Origin of the sequence: Lysobacter sp. GCM10012299, from assembly GCF_042649405.1 — a bacterium.
In the GTDB taxonomy this organism is placed as follows: domain Bacteria; phylum Pseudomonadota; class Gammaproteobacteria; order Xanthomonadales; family Xanthomonadaceae; genus Lysobacter_J.
Genome location: NZ_JBHRZC010000004.1, coordinates 106,500 through 122,554 on the forward strand (window position 1 = coordinate 106,500; position 16,055 = coordinate 122,554).

The window sequence follows — 16,055 nt, forward strand, 5'->3', positions numbered from 1 at the left end:
ATCATGCAGGGGACCATGCGGGGGACCATGCGGATCATCATGCGGGCCACCTGCGGCAAGCGCGCGGCACGGTGCCTGGGGGGCGCGGCGATCCTCGCCTCGGGCCTGCTGCTCGGCGCCTGTACCACGCTGGGGCCCGACTACGAAGAGCCGGACATCGCCTGGCTCGACGAATGGCAGACCGACCTGTACGGACAGGTGGCCAGCCCCGCACAGCAGCGCGACGTCGACCTGCAGTTCTGGTGGCATGCGTTCAACGATCCGGTCCTCAACTCGCTCATCGACACCGCGCGCAAGGAGAATCCCTCGCTGCGGATTGCCGGTCTGCGGATCATGGAAAGCCGGGCGGTGCTCGGCATTGCCAGCGCCAACCTCTACCCGCAGCTACAGCAGCTCAAGGGCTCGGCGACCTACATCGACAGCCGCAGCAGCGGCGGATCGGGCCCCGACGTCCACGACAGCTACGGCGCCTTCAGTGCCGGCTTCGACCTGGCCTGGGAACTGGATTTCTGGGGACGGTTCCGTCGCGGCATCGAATCGGCGGAAGCGGGATTCTTCGCCTCCGTCACCAACCAGCAGGACGTGCAGGTGCTGCTGGCCGCGCAGGTGGCCGATCTCTATTACGCCTACCGCACTACCGTGCTGAGGATCGACATCGCGCGCAAGAACACCGCGATCCAGAAGCGCAGCCTCGAGATCACCGAACAGTTGTTCAGCAGCGGACAGGAGTCGGAACTGGACCTGCAACAAGCCAAGGCCCAGTACCTGGGCACGCTGGCGACGATCCCGGACCTGGAAGGCCAGCTGGTGCGGGTTCGCAACGCCATTGCCGCCGTGCTCGGCCGCAAGCCCGGCGACGTGCCGGAACTGGATACGGCGGTGCGCCCGTTGCCCATCGTCGACGGCGCGGTGCTGCGCGAGCTGCCGGCGAACCTGTTGCTGCGCCGTCGCGACCTGCGCACTGCGGCGTGGCAGGTGGCGGCGCAATCGGCGCAGATCGGCATCGCCAAGGCCGACTACTTCCCGGCCATCACCCTGCTCGGCAGCGTTGGCTGGTCGACCACGTCGCTGGGCGGCAGCCCGCAGGTGCGAAGCATCGCAGCAGGGCCGGCCATCAGCTGGAACATCCTCGACTACGGCCGCATCGCCAGCAACGTGCGCCTGCAGGACGCGCGCCTGCAGCAGACGATCGAACTGTTCCAGAGCACCGCACTGCTGGCGGCGCGCGAGCTCGACGACGCTGCCATCACCGTGGTCAAGACCGCCGAGCAGAAGGCCCCGCTGGGCGGCGCCGCACGCGCCGCCGAACGCTCGCTGGAACTGGCCAACAGCCAGTACCAGGAGGGCTATGCCGATTTCGAACGCGTGCTCGATGCACAGCGCGTGATGTTCACCCAGACCGAGCGCGAACTGCTCAACAACGCCGCGCACATCAGCGCGGTGATCACCCTGTACAAGGCTGCAGGCGGTGGCTGGACCGAAATGACGCCGCAGGAACTGCTGCCCGAAAACACGCGCGAGACCATGAAGACCAGGACCAACTGGGACGGCCTGCTCGAGGCGCCCCTCCCTGCCCGCCCCGAGGGGCAGCCCAGCGATAGCGGGAATCCGAAATGAGTGCAGTCAACGACGACAAGAAGGCATCGGCTGGCGCCGGTGCAGCGCCGGACGCACAGGACCAGGCCGGCAAGACCGTGCGCAAGGGCGGACGCTGGGTAGCCGCAGCCATCGTGCTGACGCTGCTGCTGTACCTGTTCGGCGACCGCTATACGCCCTACACGTCGCAGGCCCGCATCGAGGGTTACATCGTCGGCGTCGCGCCGAAGGTGGCCGGTGAAGTGACCAAGGTCGCCGTCGCCAACAACCAGACGGTGAAATACGGCCAGACCCTGTTCGAGATCGACCAGTCGCAGTACCGCATCGCCCTGGCCAAGGCGCGCTCGGACCTTGAGAACGTGCGCAAGCAGGTTGGCGCCGGAGACGCCACGGTCGACGCGGCACGCGCCAACCTGGCCGCCGCGCGCGCCAACGAAGTGAAGGCAAGACAGGACGCATCACGCCTGCGTCGCCTGCGCGAAACCGACCCCGGCACGATTTCCGTACGCCGCCAGGAGATTGCCGACGCGAGCCTGGAACAGGCCAAGGCGATGGTCGTGGCCGCACAGGCCGACATCCGCCGCGCCATCGAATCGATGGGCGGTGCCGATGCCGAGAAGAACACCCTGCTGGCGACGGCCCTGACCGCGGTCGACAAGGCCGAGCTGGACATGACCAATACCGTGGTCCAGGCCTCGACCGATGGTGTCATCACCGACCTGCGCGCGGAGGTCGGCCAGTTCGCCGGCACCGGCAGTCCGGTGCTGACGCTGATCGGTGTGCGTGACATCTGGATCAGTGCCGAGTACACCGAGAACAACCTCGGCCACATGAAGGTCGGCACGCCGGTCGACATTGTCTTCGACGTACTCCCCGGTCGCGTGTTCAAGGGCAAGGTGCGCAGCATCGGCCTTGGCGTGAGCGCGGGTCGTACGCCAAACCCCGGCAACCTGCCCTCGGTCGACAACGACCGCGACTGGCTGCGGCAATCGCAGCGCTTCCCGGTGATCATCGGCATCGACCCGGGGCAGGATCCGGAGGACCGCGCCAAGCTGCGTATCGGCGGGCAGGCTTCGGTCATCGCCTACGGCGAAGGCGCCGGCATCCTGAAGCTGCTCGGCAAGATCTACATCCGCGTTGCCAGCTGGCTCACGTATGCGTACTGACCGGGACTGACGAAGTGAGTGCAAGCATGTGATCGCGCCCGCCGCCAGGCGTACCTTCCGGCTCGCCTCCGTGGTGGCGTTGTCGGTCGCGCTCGCCTACGGGCTGGCGATGCCGTTGCCGTTCATGGCGCCGCTGTTCGCCGTACTGCTCACCGCGACGCCTGCGCCGCCGCCGGGGCCGAAGGGCCTGCTCACGCTGCTGGTGCTGGTCGCCGTCACCCTCGGCATAGGCCTGCTGCTCAACCCGTTGCTGCTCAACTACCCGATCACGGCCGTGCTGATCATCGCCGCCGGTCTCTACCTGAGCACCTACCTCGCCGTCGGCAAAGGCAAGGGCCTGGTCGGCACGCTGCTCTCGGTCGGCCTGACGATGATTCCGGCGGCGGGCCTCATGGGGTATGCGCTGGCGAGCCAAGTGGTCAACTCGCTGCTGATCGGAATCGCCGTGGCCGTTGCCTGCCAGTGGCTGGTGCAGCCGCTGTTTCCCGAACCGCCGCCCGCCGGACCCAAACCGCAACCTCCCGTGGTCGACCACGAGCGCGCAGCCTGGCTGGCACTGCGCACGGTGCTGATCGTGCTGCCGTCGGTGATGCTGGCCTTCACCAATCCCGGGATGTACATGCCGACCATCATGAAGTCGGTGATGCTCGCGCAACAGGGCTCGACGATGAGTGCGCGCGCGGCGGGACGCGAACTGATCGGCTCGACGTTCCTGGCCGGCGTGTATGCCGTCGCGTTCTGGTTCGCGCTGAAGTTGTTGCCTAACCTGTGGATGTTCACCTTGTGGATGCTGCTGTTCGGCATCCACATCGCCAGCCGGCTCTATCGCGTGGTGCCCAACCGCCATCCGCCGTCGTACTGGGTGAACGTGTTCGTGACCATGCTGATCCTGGTCGGCCCGGCCGTGCAGGACAGCACCGGCGACGATGTGCAGGGCGAGTTCGTCGTTCGCTTCTCGCTGTTCGTGCTGGTCACGCTGTACGCCTGGGGTGCGATCGTCGCGCTGGAGTGGTTGCGCGGGCGCCGGTCAGGGCGTGGCGCCACTGCGCTGGCTGTCAGCCCGTGATGAACCCCGTGCGCCGCGCCACCGCCGCGGCCTCGCTGCGCGACCGCACGTCGAGTTTGCGCAGGATCGCCGAGATGTGGTGGTCGACGGTCTTTTCCGACCTCACCAGCCGTCGCGCGATGTCGGCATTGCTCAAGCCATCGGCGAGCAGCTCGAGGATCTGCATCTCGCGCGGGGTCAGTCCTGCCGGGTTGGCGCTGGTGGCCGCGCGCGGCCCGCGAGCGAGCCCGCGCACGCCCGCTTCGCGCAGGTGGTCGCGACAGCGTTTGACGACTGCGTTCGCGCCCAACCCATCGAGCAGCGACAACGCCTCGCGCTTCGCGCTCTCGTCGCCTTCGAGCAGCGCCAGCGCCTGTTCGTAGCCGCAACCCAGGCGTGCCCATTCCGCGGCGGCGTCCCGCCAATGGCCGCCGATCTGCAGCGCGTAGGGCGGCTCCGTGCCTTCGGGCCCGCCTTCACCGACGCCCAGGCGCAGGCACCAGTAGCGCAACTCGCCCAGCGAGCGCGTGTCCTTGCGTTGCTCGGCCATGGCATGGGCCTGCGCCACCAGCGGATCGACGCCGGCGCTGCCATTGCGCAGCCAGGCCTCTTCGGCGTGCGCGGCGGCGACCGGCGCCAGCCGCTGCAATTCGGCGGACTGCCGCGACAGCACGGTCGCCTCGTCCAGCAGTTCGCGCGCACCGGGATCGCCCCGACGCTGGCGCAACCGGGCCAGCACCACCAGCGCGCAGATGCGCGTGACCGGTGCCACGCCCTGCGCCGTGACCAGGCGCAGTGCTTCGTTCGCCGCCGCGTCCCAGTTGCCCGTCTCGAAATCGAGCCGCGCCTGCCAGGCGCGAATGTAGTTGGTCCACGAGTCCAGGTCGCGCGCGGCGAAGTAGCCGGCGGAGGCCTCGATGTGGCGCACCGCCTGTGCGTAATCGCGCAGCTTGACCGCAGTGCTGACCAGGTTCACGTAGCCACGCGCGACGTGCTCTTCATAGTCATTGGCAAGGGATATCCGCAGGCTCTCCTCGATCATCGCCTTGCCTTCATCGTCGCCTTCGGCATAGCGCGCGGTGCCGACGTTGTTGAGGGCATGCGCCAGCACCTCGTTGCTGCCGATCCGCGTCGCCAGCTCGATGGCACGCGTGCCCCACTCCACCGACTCGTCGGTGTGCCCGGACAGCATGTACAGCTGAGAACGATTGCTCAGGGCCCAGGCGTAGGCCTCGTCGTCGGGGAAATCGCGAAGCAGCTGCACGGCCTGGTCCGCATATTCCTCGGCCTGCAGCCGGCGGCCGCCAAACCAGTTCAGGCGCGACAACCAGCGCAGTGCCCGTCCCTCGCGGCGCAGGTCGCCGAGCTGTCGCCAGATCGCCAGTGCTTCCAGCCGCCTGGCAATGGCATCGTCGTTCTGCTCGACCAGGTAGCACTGGAACGACAGGTCCTCCAGCAGCTCGGCGCGTGCGGCCGGCGCCAGCGCGTCGGCATGGGCCAGCGCGGCGCCGTACAGCGTGGCGGCCTCGCAATGGGCGCCGTGGTTGGCCGCCTCATTGCCGGCCTGCAGCGCGTACTTCAGCACGGCCTCCGTGTCTCCGGCGCCGGAGGCATGGTGGACCAGGCGTGACATCGCCACGGCGCGACCGCGTTGTTCGAGGAATGCCAGCACCCTGGCGTGGAGGGCCGCGGCCAACGGCGCCGACAGGGCCTGCTCCACCGCGATCCGCGCCAGTTCGTGGCGGAATGCATACGCATTGCCTTCCGCGACCAACAAACCCGATGCCAGCGCTGCCGCCACGTCTGCAGGTGCGGGCGACAGCACCGCATCGACGATATCGACCTCGATGCGCGCGGGCACGATCGCCACCAGGTCGAGCAGCGCGCGCACTTCCGGCGTTTGTCGTGCCGCCCGCGCAAGCACGGCATCACGCACGGACACTGGCAGGCCCTCGGCACGAAGCGCCTCGGTGACGAAGAACGGGTTGCCACCGGTCGTCGCGTAGATGCCCTCGGCGGAATGACTCGACTGGCGCGCCAGCTCCGCCACACCGGCCTCCGACAGCGGCATCAGCGGCACGCGCACCACCGCGTCGGCAGGCAGGTCGCCGAGCACCAGTTGCAACGGATGGCGGTCGCCGAGTTCGTCGTCGCGGTAGGTCAGCACCAGCAGCGCGCGCACGCGCTGGATGCGACGGGCCAGGAACTTGACCAGGTCCAATGTCGCCGCATCCGCCCAGTGCAGATCCTCGAGGACGACGATGGTGGGATCACTGGCTTGCTGCAGTTCCGACAGGAAGCAGCTGAACAACTCGGTGCGATGACCTTCCAGGCCCAGCAGCGCCTGCAGTTTCGCACCCATCGCGCTGGCCATGTCGTACAGCGGCCCCAGCGGTCGCGGCGAGAACAACGCCTCGCAACCGCCCCACAACACGCGGCCTGCGCCGTGCCCGGCGACCAGCTTCGTCAGCAGCGAAGTCTTTCCGATGCCGGCTTCGCCGCACACCAGGGCCGTGCGTCCGGCACCCTGCCCTGCGACATCCAGTGCGCCCTGCAACAGGCTCAGGGCATTGCCTCGTTCAATCAGCTCCACCTTGCCGCTCCGGGGGGAATCGCAGGGGAAATCTCCAGGGAGATCTCGTTCGGATTATCCCCCGATGAAACGCGCTCGGGCAGCGCTGCAGGTCGACGTCACGCGCTTTTGCGGCGCATTCAGAAGTAGAAGAACGGCGACAGGTCGGAAATCTCGATGATGCTGGCGACCGGCAGTCCATTGCGGCGCGCCGCCTGCCGTATCGCTTCCGGCGACGGCGCGTCGTAGATGCAGAAGGTCCGGCGCCGGTCGGCGCTCACATAGGAATGCAACCAGTTGACGCCGCTGTCGCCATTGATGCTGGCTATCCGCGCGCAGTCCCTGGCGCCGTCCCCGCCGGGGGCGATGGCGAGATCGCCTGCGAAGGCGCGTTCGATCAGGTAACGGGGCATGACCGGTTCCTCGAAGTGGCGCAGCGGGCTCAGACGAAGCCGAAGCGGTTGGGCATCCAGTTGCTGGTGTAGTGGCGGTCGCTGGCGTAGCCGGAGCTGTTGCCGTAGCCCACGCCGAAATCGCGTTCGCGATGGACGTGGTGCACGGGCGCGGCACCCGCCGCGTATTCGGTGTCCTGCCAGTCGTCCATGCTGAACACGATGGAGGATGCGCTCGCGGGGGCGTTCAGTGGTGCAAACAGGCCAGTGGCGGTGACGAGATCCATCAGGGAAGTAGACATTGCGGTTTCCTCGGCGATTCACTCAGCCCGCGCTCCGGACTGCGACGCCAGAGTAGGAAATGTGCGCTTTGGCAACATCGGGAACGCTCCCCAGATTGCGCGCAGGCCCTCCCTATTTTCGACACTCACGCGGCGACGACGGCTCCCATGGCATGGATATTGCCGCCGCCGACGTCGCAGCCTGCGAGACCGCTGCACGCCAACCTTCCGGCCGGCCAAAGGGGAGCATTGCCATGACGATCGATACGTTCCACGCCTATGACGATGCAGGAAACCGATACGCCATCCATGTGCGGCGTACTTACATCGACACCCGCGGCGCCGATGGGCTCGCCCGCCGTGTCGAAAGCCTGCGCAGTTACCACCTCAGCGATGGCGGCCCTGTCGAACGGCTCGACGACGACACGTTCGCCATCGTCGATACCGGCATCGGCCTGCGGCTTACGCGTAGCGCTGCCTAGCCGTTTGTCGCCCGGACGCAGCGAAGGGATTGCCGCTTCGCTGCGCCCGGGAAGCCAGGAGTTATGAAGCCAGGAATCATTTCGTCGCTGACGACTTCGCCCCGGCCTTGCCGGGAGCGGCAAGGATCTTTCCGTGACCGTACGGCGCGTCGTGGAACGTGCCGGTGCCTATCCAGTCGTTGACCACGCGGAAGTAGCCATCGGCGTATCGGGTCGACGTGCGTTCGCCATCGGCCGCGGTTTCGAACTCGAGGATGCCGTGATCGGTGTCGGGGAACTCGATCACGCTCACGGCGCGACCGTCACGGGCCAGTTGCAGCAGGCGTTCGCGTGTTTCCTTCGGCGGCGCTTCGCGGTCCTCGCCGGCCAAGACCCAAAGCAACGGCACGCGCAGGTTCCGAAGGGTCGGCATGGGATCGAACTCCCAGCTGGTTTCCTGCTCCAGCACCGGCGCCAGCTCGCCTGAGCGTTCGCGGGACAGCGTGACCACCAGCCCGGTGAACTCACCCTTCATTGCAGGCCACCACGGTTGCGTGGCGTACTTCGCCCGAATGGCATCCAATCGCTCCCAGCCACTTGCGCCGCGCGCGGCGACAATCGCACCGGTGACGTCGGTCACTTCGCGCGCTTTCGCCATCACGTCGTCGCCATAACCGGCATTGCGCAGGTCCAACATGACCTGGTCACGGTCTTCCGCAAGCGGACTGTCGGCCAGGCCAAAACGCACGACGACGAAATCCGGATTGCTCCTGCTCGCCGCCAGCGGCGCCACCCAGCCGCCCTGGCTGCCGCCGTCGTAGCCAATGCGCTTGACGCGGTCACCGGCGAGGCGCCGCGCTTCCGCCAGCGCGGCGCGCGCGTCGTCGGCCAGCAAATGGAAGTTCTGGGTGTAATGGCCCGTCGATTCGCCGGTGCCGCGCTTGTCGTAGACGAACACGCCGATGCCGGACGCCGGATACAGGTACTGCGTGTAGAGGCCCTGCACCGCCGAATTGTTTTCAGAGCCGTGCACTTCGATCGCGATCGGAACGGGCTTGGAACCGCGGGGCAGCACCAACCTGCCGCGCAACTTCACGCCGTTGCCGTCGAATGTGGTCTCGGTGATGTCGAACTGCTGGCGCTGGCCGGCATGGCCGTCGAAGGTGATCTTTCCCTGGTTGCAATCGCCGAAGCGCACCTTCACCCCATCGGCGCGGCCGGTCCAGCCCAGGCTGCTGTTCCATTGACCGCCATCGCCCTGCTTGAGCAGGCCGCTGCGGCCATCCAGCGCGCGCCAGCGCAGGTCCGAAGGGTCGCTGGTGGGGGCGATCGCGACGATGCGCCCATCGTCGAGGGTATAGGCGCCGGCATGGCAGCCCACGGCCTCGGGGGCGGCCACTGCGACACCTGTGAATCCAAACGAGATCAACAACAACGAGGCGGCTGCCTTCATATTTGGTCCGGTCGTGGGGCACATGCCTTCTTGGATGCGCGGACGCGTCGCCGGGTTGGTATGGCCTTCGCTGATGTTCTGCATGAACCCGACAGGAGGCTGCCGAGGCAAGGCCGGGCTGATGCTCAGAGCAGCAGCGTGCCGAAGACCACGCGGGCACGCTCGTCGTAGATGCGCAGCCACAGGGCCTGGCTCATCGTCTCGGCGCAGCGCTTGGCCTGGGGCAGCACAGCCGCCAGCGCGGCCTCGGCACTGGAATAGTCGACCGCGGCTTCGGCAATCTGCTGGGCCAGGATGCTGCCATCCTGTCTCGATAGTTCGACTCGGTACATGGGTCACCTCCCGACGTTGGGAGCGCGTGGGTCTGGGCATCAATCGCCGAAGCGCGCGCTTGGGAGTGGGTGGCCGTCCTGCGAACAGGCGGTTCCTGTGTCATGGTCATAGCCTCCACAAACAGTGGTGCTTCCGCAGTCGGTGGGCATCGCTCTGAGCTGTAGGACTTTCCCTACAAACGCTGTCACCGCAGGCTACTCATCCTGATGAATCCGCTTCCCCTGCCCTTCACCATCGCAAGCGAGCCCCTTGCATGTGCCTGATCGCCATCGCCTGGCAGGCCCACCCCCGTTACCGCCTGGCGCTCATCGCCAACCGCGATGAGGCGCACGACCGCCCGGCGTCTCCAGCCGGTTTCGATCCCGCCGACGCGACGATCTACGGCGGCCGCGATCTTCGCGCAGGCGGCAGCTGGCTTATGGCCTCCACGCGGGGGCGGCTGGCGGCGGTGACCAACGTCCGCGCGGGGCTTGTCGAGGGCGCCATGCCGCGCTCGCGTGGCGCGCTGGTCCACGGCTTCGTGTCGGGCGAGGACGCCAGTCCGGCATTTCTCGCGGGACTCGCGCCCGACGCGCCTGAATACGGCCGGTTCAACCTTCTGGTCTGGGACGGGGAGGAGCTGGGCTTCGCCAGCAATTACCCCGCTTTCGAACGGCGTGCAGTGGCGCCGGGCCTGCACGCCATGTCCAACGGCGCCTTCGATGCCCGCTGGCCCAAGAGCGGCCATGCCGTGGCGGCGCTCGAGGCCTGGCTGCAGTCGTCGCACTCTCAGTCCGTCGACGACGCCGCGCTGGCCCCGCTGTTCGATGCGCTGGCCGATACCAGCCCGGCACCGGACGCCGACCTGCCCGACACCGGCGTTGGCCTGGAGCTGGAGCGGCGCCTGTCCCCCCCGTTCGTGCGTGGCCCCACCTACGGCACCCGCTGCAGCAGCGTCGTCCTGGTGGACGCCAACCGCATCACCTTCGTCGAGCAGAGCTATGGCCCGGACGGGGTGACCCGGGGCCGGACCCGGGCGACCTTCGCGGTCGGTTGACCCGCCCCCGCCAGTGGTGCGGTGGCGGCAACGCTGCGGTGCAGCGGACGTGCTATCGCCATCGCGGCAGCACGCCTAACATAACGGCACTGCCTCCCGGCCATCCCCCATGGAAACGCTGCTGCACCTGATTGCCGTCTACGGCCTGCTGGTCGTATTCGTCAGCGTGTTCCTGGACCAGGGTGGCATCCCCGTTCCGGCGTATCCGCCGATCATCCTCACCGCGGCGCTGGCGGTGGACCGCGGCGACAGTGTGTGGCCGATCCTCATCGTGGCGACGCTTGCCGCCGTGGCGGCCGACTGGTTGTGGTTCATCGGCGGACGCAGGCTTGGCGCGAAACTGCTGCGCCTGATGTGCCGGCTGTCGTTGTCGCCCGATTCGTGCGTGCTGATGACGCGCGGCGTGTACGCACGCTGGGGCGCGCCGTCGTTGATCGTGGCCAAGTTCGTTCCCGGGTTTGCCGCGGTGGCGACCACGCTGGCCGGCGAAACCGGCACGCGCACCGGGCGCTTCCTGCTCTACGACGGGATCGGCGCCCTGCTCTGGTCCGGCCTGGCGGTCGCGCTGGGCGCGATCTTCCACGAAGCGGTCAACAGCGTCCTCGAGCAACTGGAAGACCTGGGCCGGTTCGCGCTGCCGGCCATTGCCATCCTCATCCTCGGCTTCGTCCTGTGGAAGCTGTGGCGCCGGCAGATGTTCCTGCGCCAGTTGCGCATGGCGCGGATCACGCCGATGGAACTGCGCCAGCTGATCGACCAGGGCACTTCGCCGCTGATCCTGGACGTTCGCCCGGAGACGCTGCGCAATGCCTCCGGCTGGATCCCGGGCGCGGTGTTCGTGCGCACGCTCGGCGAGGCGGCTTTGCTGCCGCGCGATGAAGTCGTGGTGTATTGCGACTGCCCCAACGAAGCCTCCGCGGCGGTGTTGGCGCGCGAACTCAACAAGCATGGATTCAAGCGCGTGCGCCCGCTCGCCGGCGGTTTCGAAGGCTGGCGCAACGAAGGCAACCAGGTCGCGTTCGAGTAGACAGGCTCAGCGCGACCAGGGCCACCAGCCACGACCGGTGCGCGCATAGCGGTCGGCCGCGCGTTCGAAGCGGTTGCGCACGCTGATGCCGCCGAAGACCAGGTACAGCGGCAGGAACAGCGGCCCCAGCGCGAGGTACTGATAGACGTGGGCGCGCTCATGGTCGGCGAGCACGATCGCCGGCTCGTCGCCGTGGCCGGCGCGGTGCGCGTAAGTCACGCAAGGCGAATCGAGGCTGTCGCCGGTGTGCAGGATCACGTTGCCGAACGTGATCGCCCCGCCCGGCCCCCAGGGCCAGCGATGGAACACCAGCGCCAGTTCGCGCCGACGCCAGTGCATATGCGCACCAAAGGCGAGCCCGGCCAGGCCGAGGAAGAGTCCAACCAGCGTATTGGGCAGCGTCCACACGGCGCCAAGGGCCACCAGTGCGCGGGTCAGGAGCGCCGGCAAGGGTCAGTCGCCCTCGGGAACCAGCAGCCACAGGATCAGGTAGACCAGGATGCCCGGGAACGCCGCCGAGGCGATCGAGATGAGCACATAGGCAACGCGCAGCAGCGTCGAATTCCAGCCGAACCTGCGTGCTATGCCGCCTATGACCCCGGCGATCATCCGGTCGTGGCGGGAGCGGGAAAGCTTGCGGGTGGTGTTCATGGGCGACGCGATCCTTGGCGGCGGCGAGACGAGTCTAGCGCCGCGGCTCAGGGCGGAGCGTGACGAATGGCCGCCAAACGCCTGGTCAGCCAGGTCGACGAAGGCACGGCCGGCTGCCCGGGGCAGCGCACCTGGTAGGCCTTGCCGCTCATGCTGCTCTGGCTGCCGGCACGCTCGATGAACTGTTCGGCCGTGGCGACCATGTCGCGCTTGCGCAGATAGTCGTACTTGCGGCGCAAGTGCGACTGCGCTTCGCTGGCGGGGTACCAGCTGCCATTGCGCTGGAACTGGCAGCCTGAACTACCCATCGCGGTGATCAGCTGCTCGATTTCCTGCTGCGCCTTCGCCGGCGACGGCGCCTGCGCCTGCGCGACAGTCGCGAATGCGGCAATCAGGACACACAGCGACGCGCGAAGGGCCAAGCTCATGGCGCCATTACAGCCTGTCCAGCCACTTCCCGACCACATCGGTCCAGATCGCGTAGCCGCTGGCGTTCATGTGCAGGCGATCGTCGAGGAAGAGCTCCCCACGCGGCTGCCCGTCCGGGCCCAGCATCGGCGTGACGACGTCGAGATAGTCGACGCCCTGCTGTCCGCGCGCGTAGGTCCGAACCAGATCGTTGGCCTCGCGCATGCTGCCCAACAGGGCTGCACGCGCCGGGCTGGGCTTGATCGAGATGAAGGCGATGCGGGCCTGTGGCAACTGCGCGCGCACCCGGGTGACCAGCGCTGCGAAATCGTCCCGCACCTGCTGCGGCGTGCGGCCTTCGGCCAGGTCGTTGTCACCGGCGTACACGACCACGGCGCGCGGCTGGTACGGCACGACGATGCGCTGCGCATAGAAGGTGGTATCGCGCAGGCGCGAACCGCCGAAGCCGCGGTTGATCGGCGCCGCGCCGGGGAGGTCATCGCCCAGGCTGCTCCACAGTCGGATCGAGGAACTGCCGACGAACACCACGCCCCCGGGCCGGCGACGGACGACACTGTCGGCCTGTTCGAAGGCGGCGATGTCGGGCTCGAACTGCGTCGAGTCCTGCGACTGTGCGGCGGGAGTGGTGGCGGGCGGTGCCGGATTCGATGCGCAGGCGGTCAGCAGCGCGAGGCACAGGAGCAGTACGAACTTGGGCATTGATGCAGTGTCAGGTGGGGTACCTGACTGTGCCATGAGGCCACTGCGGCGATCTGTCGATTGCGCCGCTTTTATACAAACAGGCCGCTCAGCGCGAGCGCGGGGCGAGCCAGTCGTGGATCGCCGTCGGCACTTCGCGCTGCGCGCGGCTGGAGACGTAGATGCCGATGTGGCCGCCCTTGAACGACACCTCGCTGTAGTCTTCGCTGCCGACCAGGTCGGCCAGCGCCTTCGACGACGACGGCGGCACCAGGTGGTCCTGCTCGGCATAGATGTTGAGGACAGGCATGGCGACGTTGCGCAGGTCGACCGGGCGCCCACCGATGTCGATGCCGCCCTTGACGAAGCCATTGCCCTGGTAGAACTGCTTGCAGAACTGGCGGAAGGCCTCGCCGGCCTGGTCCGGTGAATCGAAGATCCACTTCTCCATGCGCAGGAAATCCTCCAGCGCCTTGCGATCGTCGAGCACGTCGACCAGCCCGACATACTTCTGCACGAACAGGCGCCAGGGCTTCAACGTCAGGTAGCACCAGTTCATGACGTCGGCCGGGACGTTGCCGAGCGTGTCGATGAAGAGGTCGATGTCGAGGCCGCGCGTCCAGTTGCCCAGCATGTTGTCGCTGGTGTGGAAATCGACCGGCGTGACCATCGTGATCAGGTTGCGCACCTTGTGCGGGTTGAGCGCGGCATGGCACAGCGAGAACGCCCCGCCCTGGCAGATGCCGAGCAGGTTGATCGCATCGAGGCGATACTCGCGACGCAGATGGTCGATGGCGCCGCCGATGTAGCGCTGGATGTAATCCTCCAGCTCGAGGTAGCGATCGGAGCGGTCCGGGTAACCCCAGTCGATGACGTAGACGTCCTCGCCGCGTTCGAGCAGGCCGCGCACAAGCGATTTGTCCTCCTGCAGGTCGACCATGTAGGGCCGGTTGACCAGCGCGTAGACGATCAGCAGCGGGACCTTTGACATCGGTGCCCGGTCACCGCGGAAGCGGTACAGCGCGACTTTTCCGTCACGCCAGACTTCCTCGCGCGCGGTCGCGCCGTAATCGACATCCTCGACCTGGTGCAGGGTCTCCAGGCCGGCGCGGAGCTTGGCCTGGAAACGCAGCGATTCTTCCGCCAGCGACTGCGGCGTGAACCCGAGCGGGCCTTGACCGAATCCGTCCATGTCAGCGCTTCCCCTTCGGCTTCGCCGCCGCCGTCGCAGGCTTGGCCGCGGGCTTGGCCGGCGCGGCCTTGCGCACCCTGGCCTCCGGTTCCGGTGCGGGTTTCGGCGCTGGCTTCGGCGCAGGCTTTGCAGTCCCTTCGACGGCATCGCGCAGGCGCCGCAGCTCGCGCTCGAGCTGCACGATCTTGCGGTGCGCGGAGTCCAGTTCGGTTCGCGTCGGCATGCCCATCTGCGCGCTGGCCTGCTCGACGATCGCCTGCTGGCGACCGCGCAAGGTCATCTGTGCATTGACCAGCGCGGCATAGGCATCGCGGAAACGCGGCGACAGCGCGATGTCGGCGTACGCCTCTTCCGCGGCATCGATCCACAGGTCGAACAGCGCCCGCACCGACTCGAGCTGGCGGCCCGGTGCGCTGCGTTCGCCCAGCTTGCGCTCGAAGCGCACGAAGGCATCCTGTCCGGCCTCGCCGAGCAGGGTCTGGTAGGCCTGGCTCTGCTGCTGCAGGTCGAGCTGCGCCTGCATCAGGTGCTGCCAGCGCTCCTGGTGTTCGCGGGCGAAACCGAACGCGGGCAGGCCCAGCCACGAGCGGCCATCGCGCTGCAGCTTCTGCAGCCACGGTGCCGCCTGCTCGAACCATTGCGATGGGTCGCTGATGTAAGGATCGGTGCTGTCACTGCCCGGCATCGTGCCGAACATCTGCGCGAACGGATTGGCGCCATCGCCGCCGAGCGCCTTCTTCCAGGCGGCGGTGATGTCGGCCGGGTTCGCGCTGCGACCGGCGAACTGCGCGGCCAGCTGCTGCATCTGCCCGAACCAGCCCTGGGCCTGCGAATTGAAGCGCGACACGGCCTCGTCGCCCTGCGGCATGCCGCCCTTGGCAAGTTGCGACCACCAGTTCATGGCGTCGTTCCAGCCCGGCAGGCCCGGTGTCGGGCCCGACGTCTCCGGCGTCGCCGAACGCAGGGTGTCGCCCCACGCGTTCCAGTACTGCCGCGTCCACGCCTCGAAATCGTCCTGCTTCATCGCAGCCTCCGCATCATCCCCGCCATGTTAGCAAGGGTCATGTTGCATGGCCGCGACGGAGGGCCAGGCAGCCACGGCCGCATGGTCAGGGCTTTGGAATCCGCAGCGTCTTGCTGATCATCAGCGAACCCGACAGGGCGAACAGCAGCACCAGCGGATGGAACTGCCATGGGCCAAGCTTCACCATGCCCAACCACAGATTCGGCCCGATCGCGCCCTGCCAGGCGGCTACGGCCAGCACCACCACCAGCGCCAGGCTGGTCGGGATCGGCGTGCCTTCGAAGAACTTGACCTTGTCGCCACCACCGGACAGCTGCTCGGCCGTGACGTTGTAGCGCGCCAGTCGGCTCACGCCGCACCCGACGAAGTAGCTCAGCACCACCCAGTCCCAACCTCCCTGCAATCCGCAGGCGTAGGCCAGCGCCGCCGGGGCGACGCCGAAGGAGATCACGTCGGCGAGGGAATCGAGTTCGCGGCCCAGGGTAGACGCGGAATTGCGCCAGCGCGCCACGCGGCCGTCGAGCGCGTCGAAGATGAAAGCCAGCGGGATCAGCGCCATGCCGATCAGCAGGTCGCGCACGCCGCCTTCCTGCAGGAAGCGCATCGCGGCGAAGATCGCGCCGGTGCCGCAGAAGGCATTGGCGAGCGTGAACCAGTCGGCGAGGTGGAACTCGCGCAACATCGAAAAGTGGCGCGACATGCGGTGCTCCCGGTCCATC

At 67.6% G+C, this 16,055-nt stretch carries 18 protein-coding genes; 6 read left to right on the forward strand and 12 right to left on the reverse strand.

Annotated elements, in window-relative coordinates:
- Positions 1-27 precede the first annotated feature (27 nt).
- Genes ACFOPO_RS11675 through ACFOPO_RS11685 form a run of 3 tightly spaced genes read left to right on the forward strand, consistent with a single transcriptional unit; the run spans position 28 to position 3,828 of the window.
- The gene (locus tag ACFOPO_RS11675) at positions 28-1,617 is read left to right on the forward strand and encodes an efflux transporter outer membrane subunit (RefSeq protein WP_386703405.1); all 1,590 of its coding nucleotides are present in this window, start codon (positions 28-30) and stop codon (positions 1,615-1,617) included.
- A complete protein-coding gene (locus ACFOPO_RS11680; protein ID WP_386703406.1) occupies positions 1,614-2,762 on the forward strand; it encodes an HlyD family secretion protein in 1,149 nt (382 codons plus the stop codon). Before ACFOPO_RS11675 ends, ACFOPO_RS11680 begins: the two co-directional genes overlap by 4 nt.
- A gap of 28 nt (positions 2,763-2,790) precedes the next feature.
- Entirely contained in the window at positions 2,791-3,828 is a 1,038-nt protein-coding gene (locus tag ACFOPO_RS11685) for a DUF2955 domain-containing protein (RefSeq protein WP_386703407.1), read from the forward strand.
- Here ACFOPO_RS11685 and ACFOPO_RS11690 read toward each other — a convergent pair.
- The 3 genes from ACFOPO_RS11690 to ACFOPO_RS11700 all read right to left on the reverse strand — a co-directional run bounded on the left by ACFOPO_RS11690 (position 3,818) and on the right by ACFOPO_RS11700 (position 7,073).
- Positions 3,818-6,400: an ATP-binding protein gene (locus ACFOPO_RS11690; RefSeq protein WP_386703408.1), complete on the reverse strand. Its 2,583-nt coding sequence runs from the start codon at positions 6,398-6,400 to the stop codon at positions 3,818-3,820. The genes ACFOPO_RS11685 and ACFOPO_RS11690 overlap by 11 nt on opposite strands.
- Positions 6,401-6,519: 119 nt before the next feature.
- Positions 6,520-6,792, reverse strand: coding sequence for a DUF4242 domain-containing protein (locus ACFOPO_RS11695; protein WP_386703409.1), 273 nt, complete (start codon positions 6,790-6,792; stop codon positions 6,520-6,522).
- 29 nt (positions 6,793-6,821) lie between these two features.
- Complete coding sequence (locus ACFOPO_RS11700; RefSeq protein ID WP_386703410.1) at positions 6,822-7,073, reverse strand: hypothetical protein; 252 nt, start codon at positions 7,071-7,073, stop codon at positions 6,822-6,824.
- Positions 7,074-7,225: 152 nt separating this feature from the next.
- Between ACFOPO_RS11700 and ACFOPO_RS11705 the strand changes: the two genes are divergently transcribed.
- Positions 7,226-7,534, forward strand: coding sequence for a hypothetical protein (locus tag ACFOPO_RS11705; protein ID WP_386703411.1), 309 nt, complete (start codon positions 7,226-7,228; stop codon positions 7,532-7,534).
- A gap of 76 nt (positions 7,535-7,610) precedes the next feature.
- Here the strand turns inward: ACFOPO_RS11705 and ACFOPO_RS11710 are convergent, their stop codons facing one another.
- Positions 7,611-8,966: an alpha/beta hydrolase family protein gene (locus ACFOPO_RS11710; RefSeq protein WP_386703412.1), complete on the reverse strand. Its 1,356-nt coding sequence runs from the start codon at positions 8,964-8,966 to the stop codon at positions 7,611-7,613.
- A gap of 125 nt (positions 8,967-9,091) precedes the next feature.
- On the reverse strand, positions 9,092-9,298 hold the full coding sequence (locus ACFOPO_RS11715) for a hypothetical protein (protein ID WP_386703413.1): 207 nt from the start codon (positions 9,296-9,298) through the stop codon (positions 9,092-9,094).
- Between the two features lie 254 nt (positions 9,299-9,552).
- Between ACFOPO_RS11715 and ACFOPO_RS11720 the strand changes: the two genes are divergently transcribed.
- Positions 9,553-10,335, forward strand: coding sequence for an NRDE family protein (locus ACFOPO_RS11720; protein WP_386703414.1), 783 nt, complete (start codon positions 9,553-9,555; stop codon positions 10,333-10,335).
- Between the two features lie 109 nt (positions 10,336-10,444).
- A complete protein-coding gene (locus ACFOPO_RS11725) occupies positions 10,445-11,362 on the forward strand; it encodes a DedA family protein/thiosulfate sulfurtransferase GlpE (protein WP_386703415.1) in 918 nt (305 codons plus the stop codon).
- Between the two features lie 6 nt (positions 11,363-11,368).
- Here ACFOPO_RS11725 and ACFOPO_RS11730 read toward each other — a convergent pair whose 3' ends face one another.
- From ACFOPO_RS11730 to ACFOPO_RS11760, 7 genes are all read right to left on the reverse strand, one after another.
- Positions 11,369-11,812, reverse strand: a complete 444-nt coding sequence (locus ACFOPO_RS11730) for a hypothetical protein (protein WP_386703416.1) — start codon at positions 11,810-11,812, stop codon at positions 11,369-11,371.
- A gap of 3 nt (positions 11,813-11,815) precedes the next feature.
- A complete protein-coding gene (locus ACFOPO_RS11735; protein ID WP_386703417.1) occupies positions 11,816-12,013 on the reverse strand; it encodes a PspC domain-containing protein in 198 nt (65 codons plus the stop codon).
- A 47-nt stretch (positions 12,014-12,060) separates the two neighbouring features.
- Positions 12,061-12,441 (reverse strand): DUF5329 domain-containing protein, encoded by a 381-nt coding sequence (locus ACFOPO_RS11740; RefSeq protein ID WP_386703418.1) that lies wholly within the window; start codon positions 12,439-12,441, stop codon positions 12,061-12,063.
- Positions 12,442-12,448: 7 nt separating this feature from the next.
- A complete protein-coding gene (locus ACFOPO_RS11745; RefSeq protein ID WP_386703419.1) occupies positions 12,449-13,141 on the reverse strand; it encodes an SGNH/GDSL hydrolase family protein in 693 nt (230 codons plus the stop codon).
- Between the two features lie 88 nt (positions 13,142-13,229).
- On the reverse strand, positions 13,230-14,312 hold the full coding sequence (locus tag ACFOPO_RS11750) for a class III poly(R)-hydroxyalkanoic acid synthase subunit PhaC (RefSeq protein WP_386703420.1): 1,083 nt from the start codon (positions 14,310-14,312) through the stop codon (positions 13,230-13,232).
- Position 14,313: 1 nt separating this feature from the next.
- Positions 14,314-15,336, reverse strand: coding sequence for a class III poly(R)-hydroxyalkanoic acid synthase subunit PhaE (phaE, locus tag ACFOPO_RS11755; RefSeq protein ID WP_386703421.1), 1,023 nt, complete (start codon positions 15,334-15,336; stop codon positions 14,314-14,316).
- Positions 15,337-15,421: 85 nt separating this feature from the next.
- Positions 15,422-16,036 (reverse strand): CDP-alcohol phosphatidyltransferase family protein, encoded by a 615-nt coding sequence (locus tag ACFOPO_RS11760; protein ID WP_386703422.1) that lies wholly within the window; start codon positions 16,034-16,036, stop codon positions 15,422-15,424.
- Between the last annotated feature and the right edge of the window lie 19 nt (positions 16,037-16,055).

Excerpts from the sequence above, each read along its gene's own strand:
- ACFOPO_RS11695 (WP_386703409.1), bottom strand. The coding sequence starts at position 6,792 with ATGCCCCGTTACCTGATCGAACGCGCCTTCGCAGGCGATCTCGCCATC.
- ACFOPO_RS11735 (WP_386703417.1), bottom strand. The coding sequence starts at position 12,013 with ATGAACACCACCCGCAAGCTTTCCCGCTCCCGCCACGACCGGATGATC.
- ACFOPO_RS11680 (WP_386703406.1), top strand. The coding sequence starts at position 1,614 with ATGAGTGCAGTCAACGACGACAAGAAGGCATCGGCTGGCGCCGGTGCA.
- ACFOPO_RS11760 (WP_386703422.1), bottom strand. The coding sequence starts at position 16,036 with ATGTCGCGCCACTTTTCGATGTTGCGCGAGTTCCACCTCGCCGACTGG.
- ACFOPO_RS11745 (WP_386703419.1), bottom strand. The coding sequence starts at position 13,141 with ATGCCCAAGTTCGTACTGCTCCTGTGCCTCGCGCTGCTGACCGCCTGC.
- ACFOPO_RS11675 (WP_386703405.1), top strand. The coding sequence starts at position 28 with ATGCGGATCATCATGCGGGCCACCTGCGGCAAGCGCGCGGCACGGTGC.
- ACFOPO_RS11715 (WP_386703413.1), bottom strand. The coding sequence starts at position 9,298 with ATGTACCGAGTCGAACTATCGAGACAGGATGGCAGCATCCTGGCCCAG.
- ACFOPO_RS11700 (WP_386703410.1), bottom strand. The coding sequence starts at position 7,073 with ATGTCTACTTCCCTGATGGATCTCGTCACCGCCACTGGCCTGTTTGCA.
- ACFOPO_RS11750 (WP_386703420.1), bottom strand. The coding sequence starts at position 14,312 with ATGGACGGATTCGGTCAAGGCCCGCTCGGGTTCACGCCGCAGTCGCTG.
- ACFOPO_RS11725 (WP_386703415.1), top strand. The coding sequence starts at position 10,445 with ATGGAAACGCTGCTGCACCTGATTGCCGTCTACGGCCTGCTGGTCGTA.
- ACFOPO_RS11705 (WP_386703411.1), top strand. The coding sequence starts at position 7,226 with ATGGATATTGCCGCCGCCGACGTCGCAGCCTGCGAGACCGCTGCACGC.
- ACFOPO_RS11720 (WP_386703414.1), top strand. The coding sequence starts at position 9,553 with ATGTGCCTGATCGCCATCGCCTGGCAGGCCCACCCCCGTTACCGCCTG.
- ACFOPO_RS11740 (WP_386703418.1), bottom strand. The coding sequence starts at position 12,441 with ATGAGCTTGGCCCTTCGCGCGTCGCTGTGTGTCCTGATTGCCGCATTC.
- ACFOPO_RS11710 (WP_386703412.1), bottom strand. The coding sequence starts at position 8,966 with ATGAAGGCAGCCGCCTCGTTGTTGTTGATCTCGTTTGGATTCACAGGT.
- phaE (WP_386703421.1), bottom strand. The coding sequence starts at position 15,336 with ATGAAGCAGGACGATTTCGAGGCGTGGACGCGGCAGTACTGGAACGCG.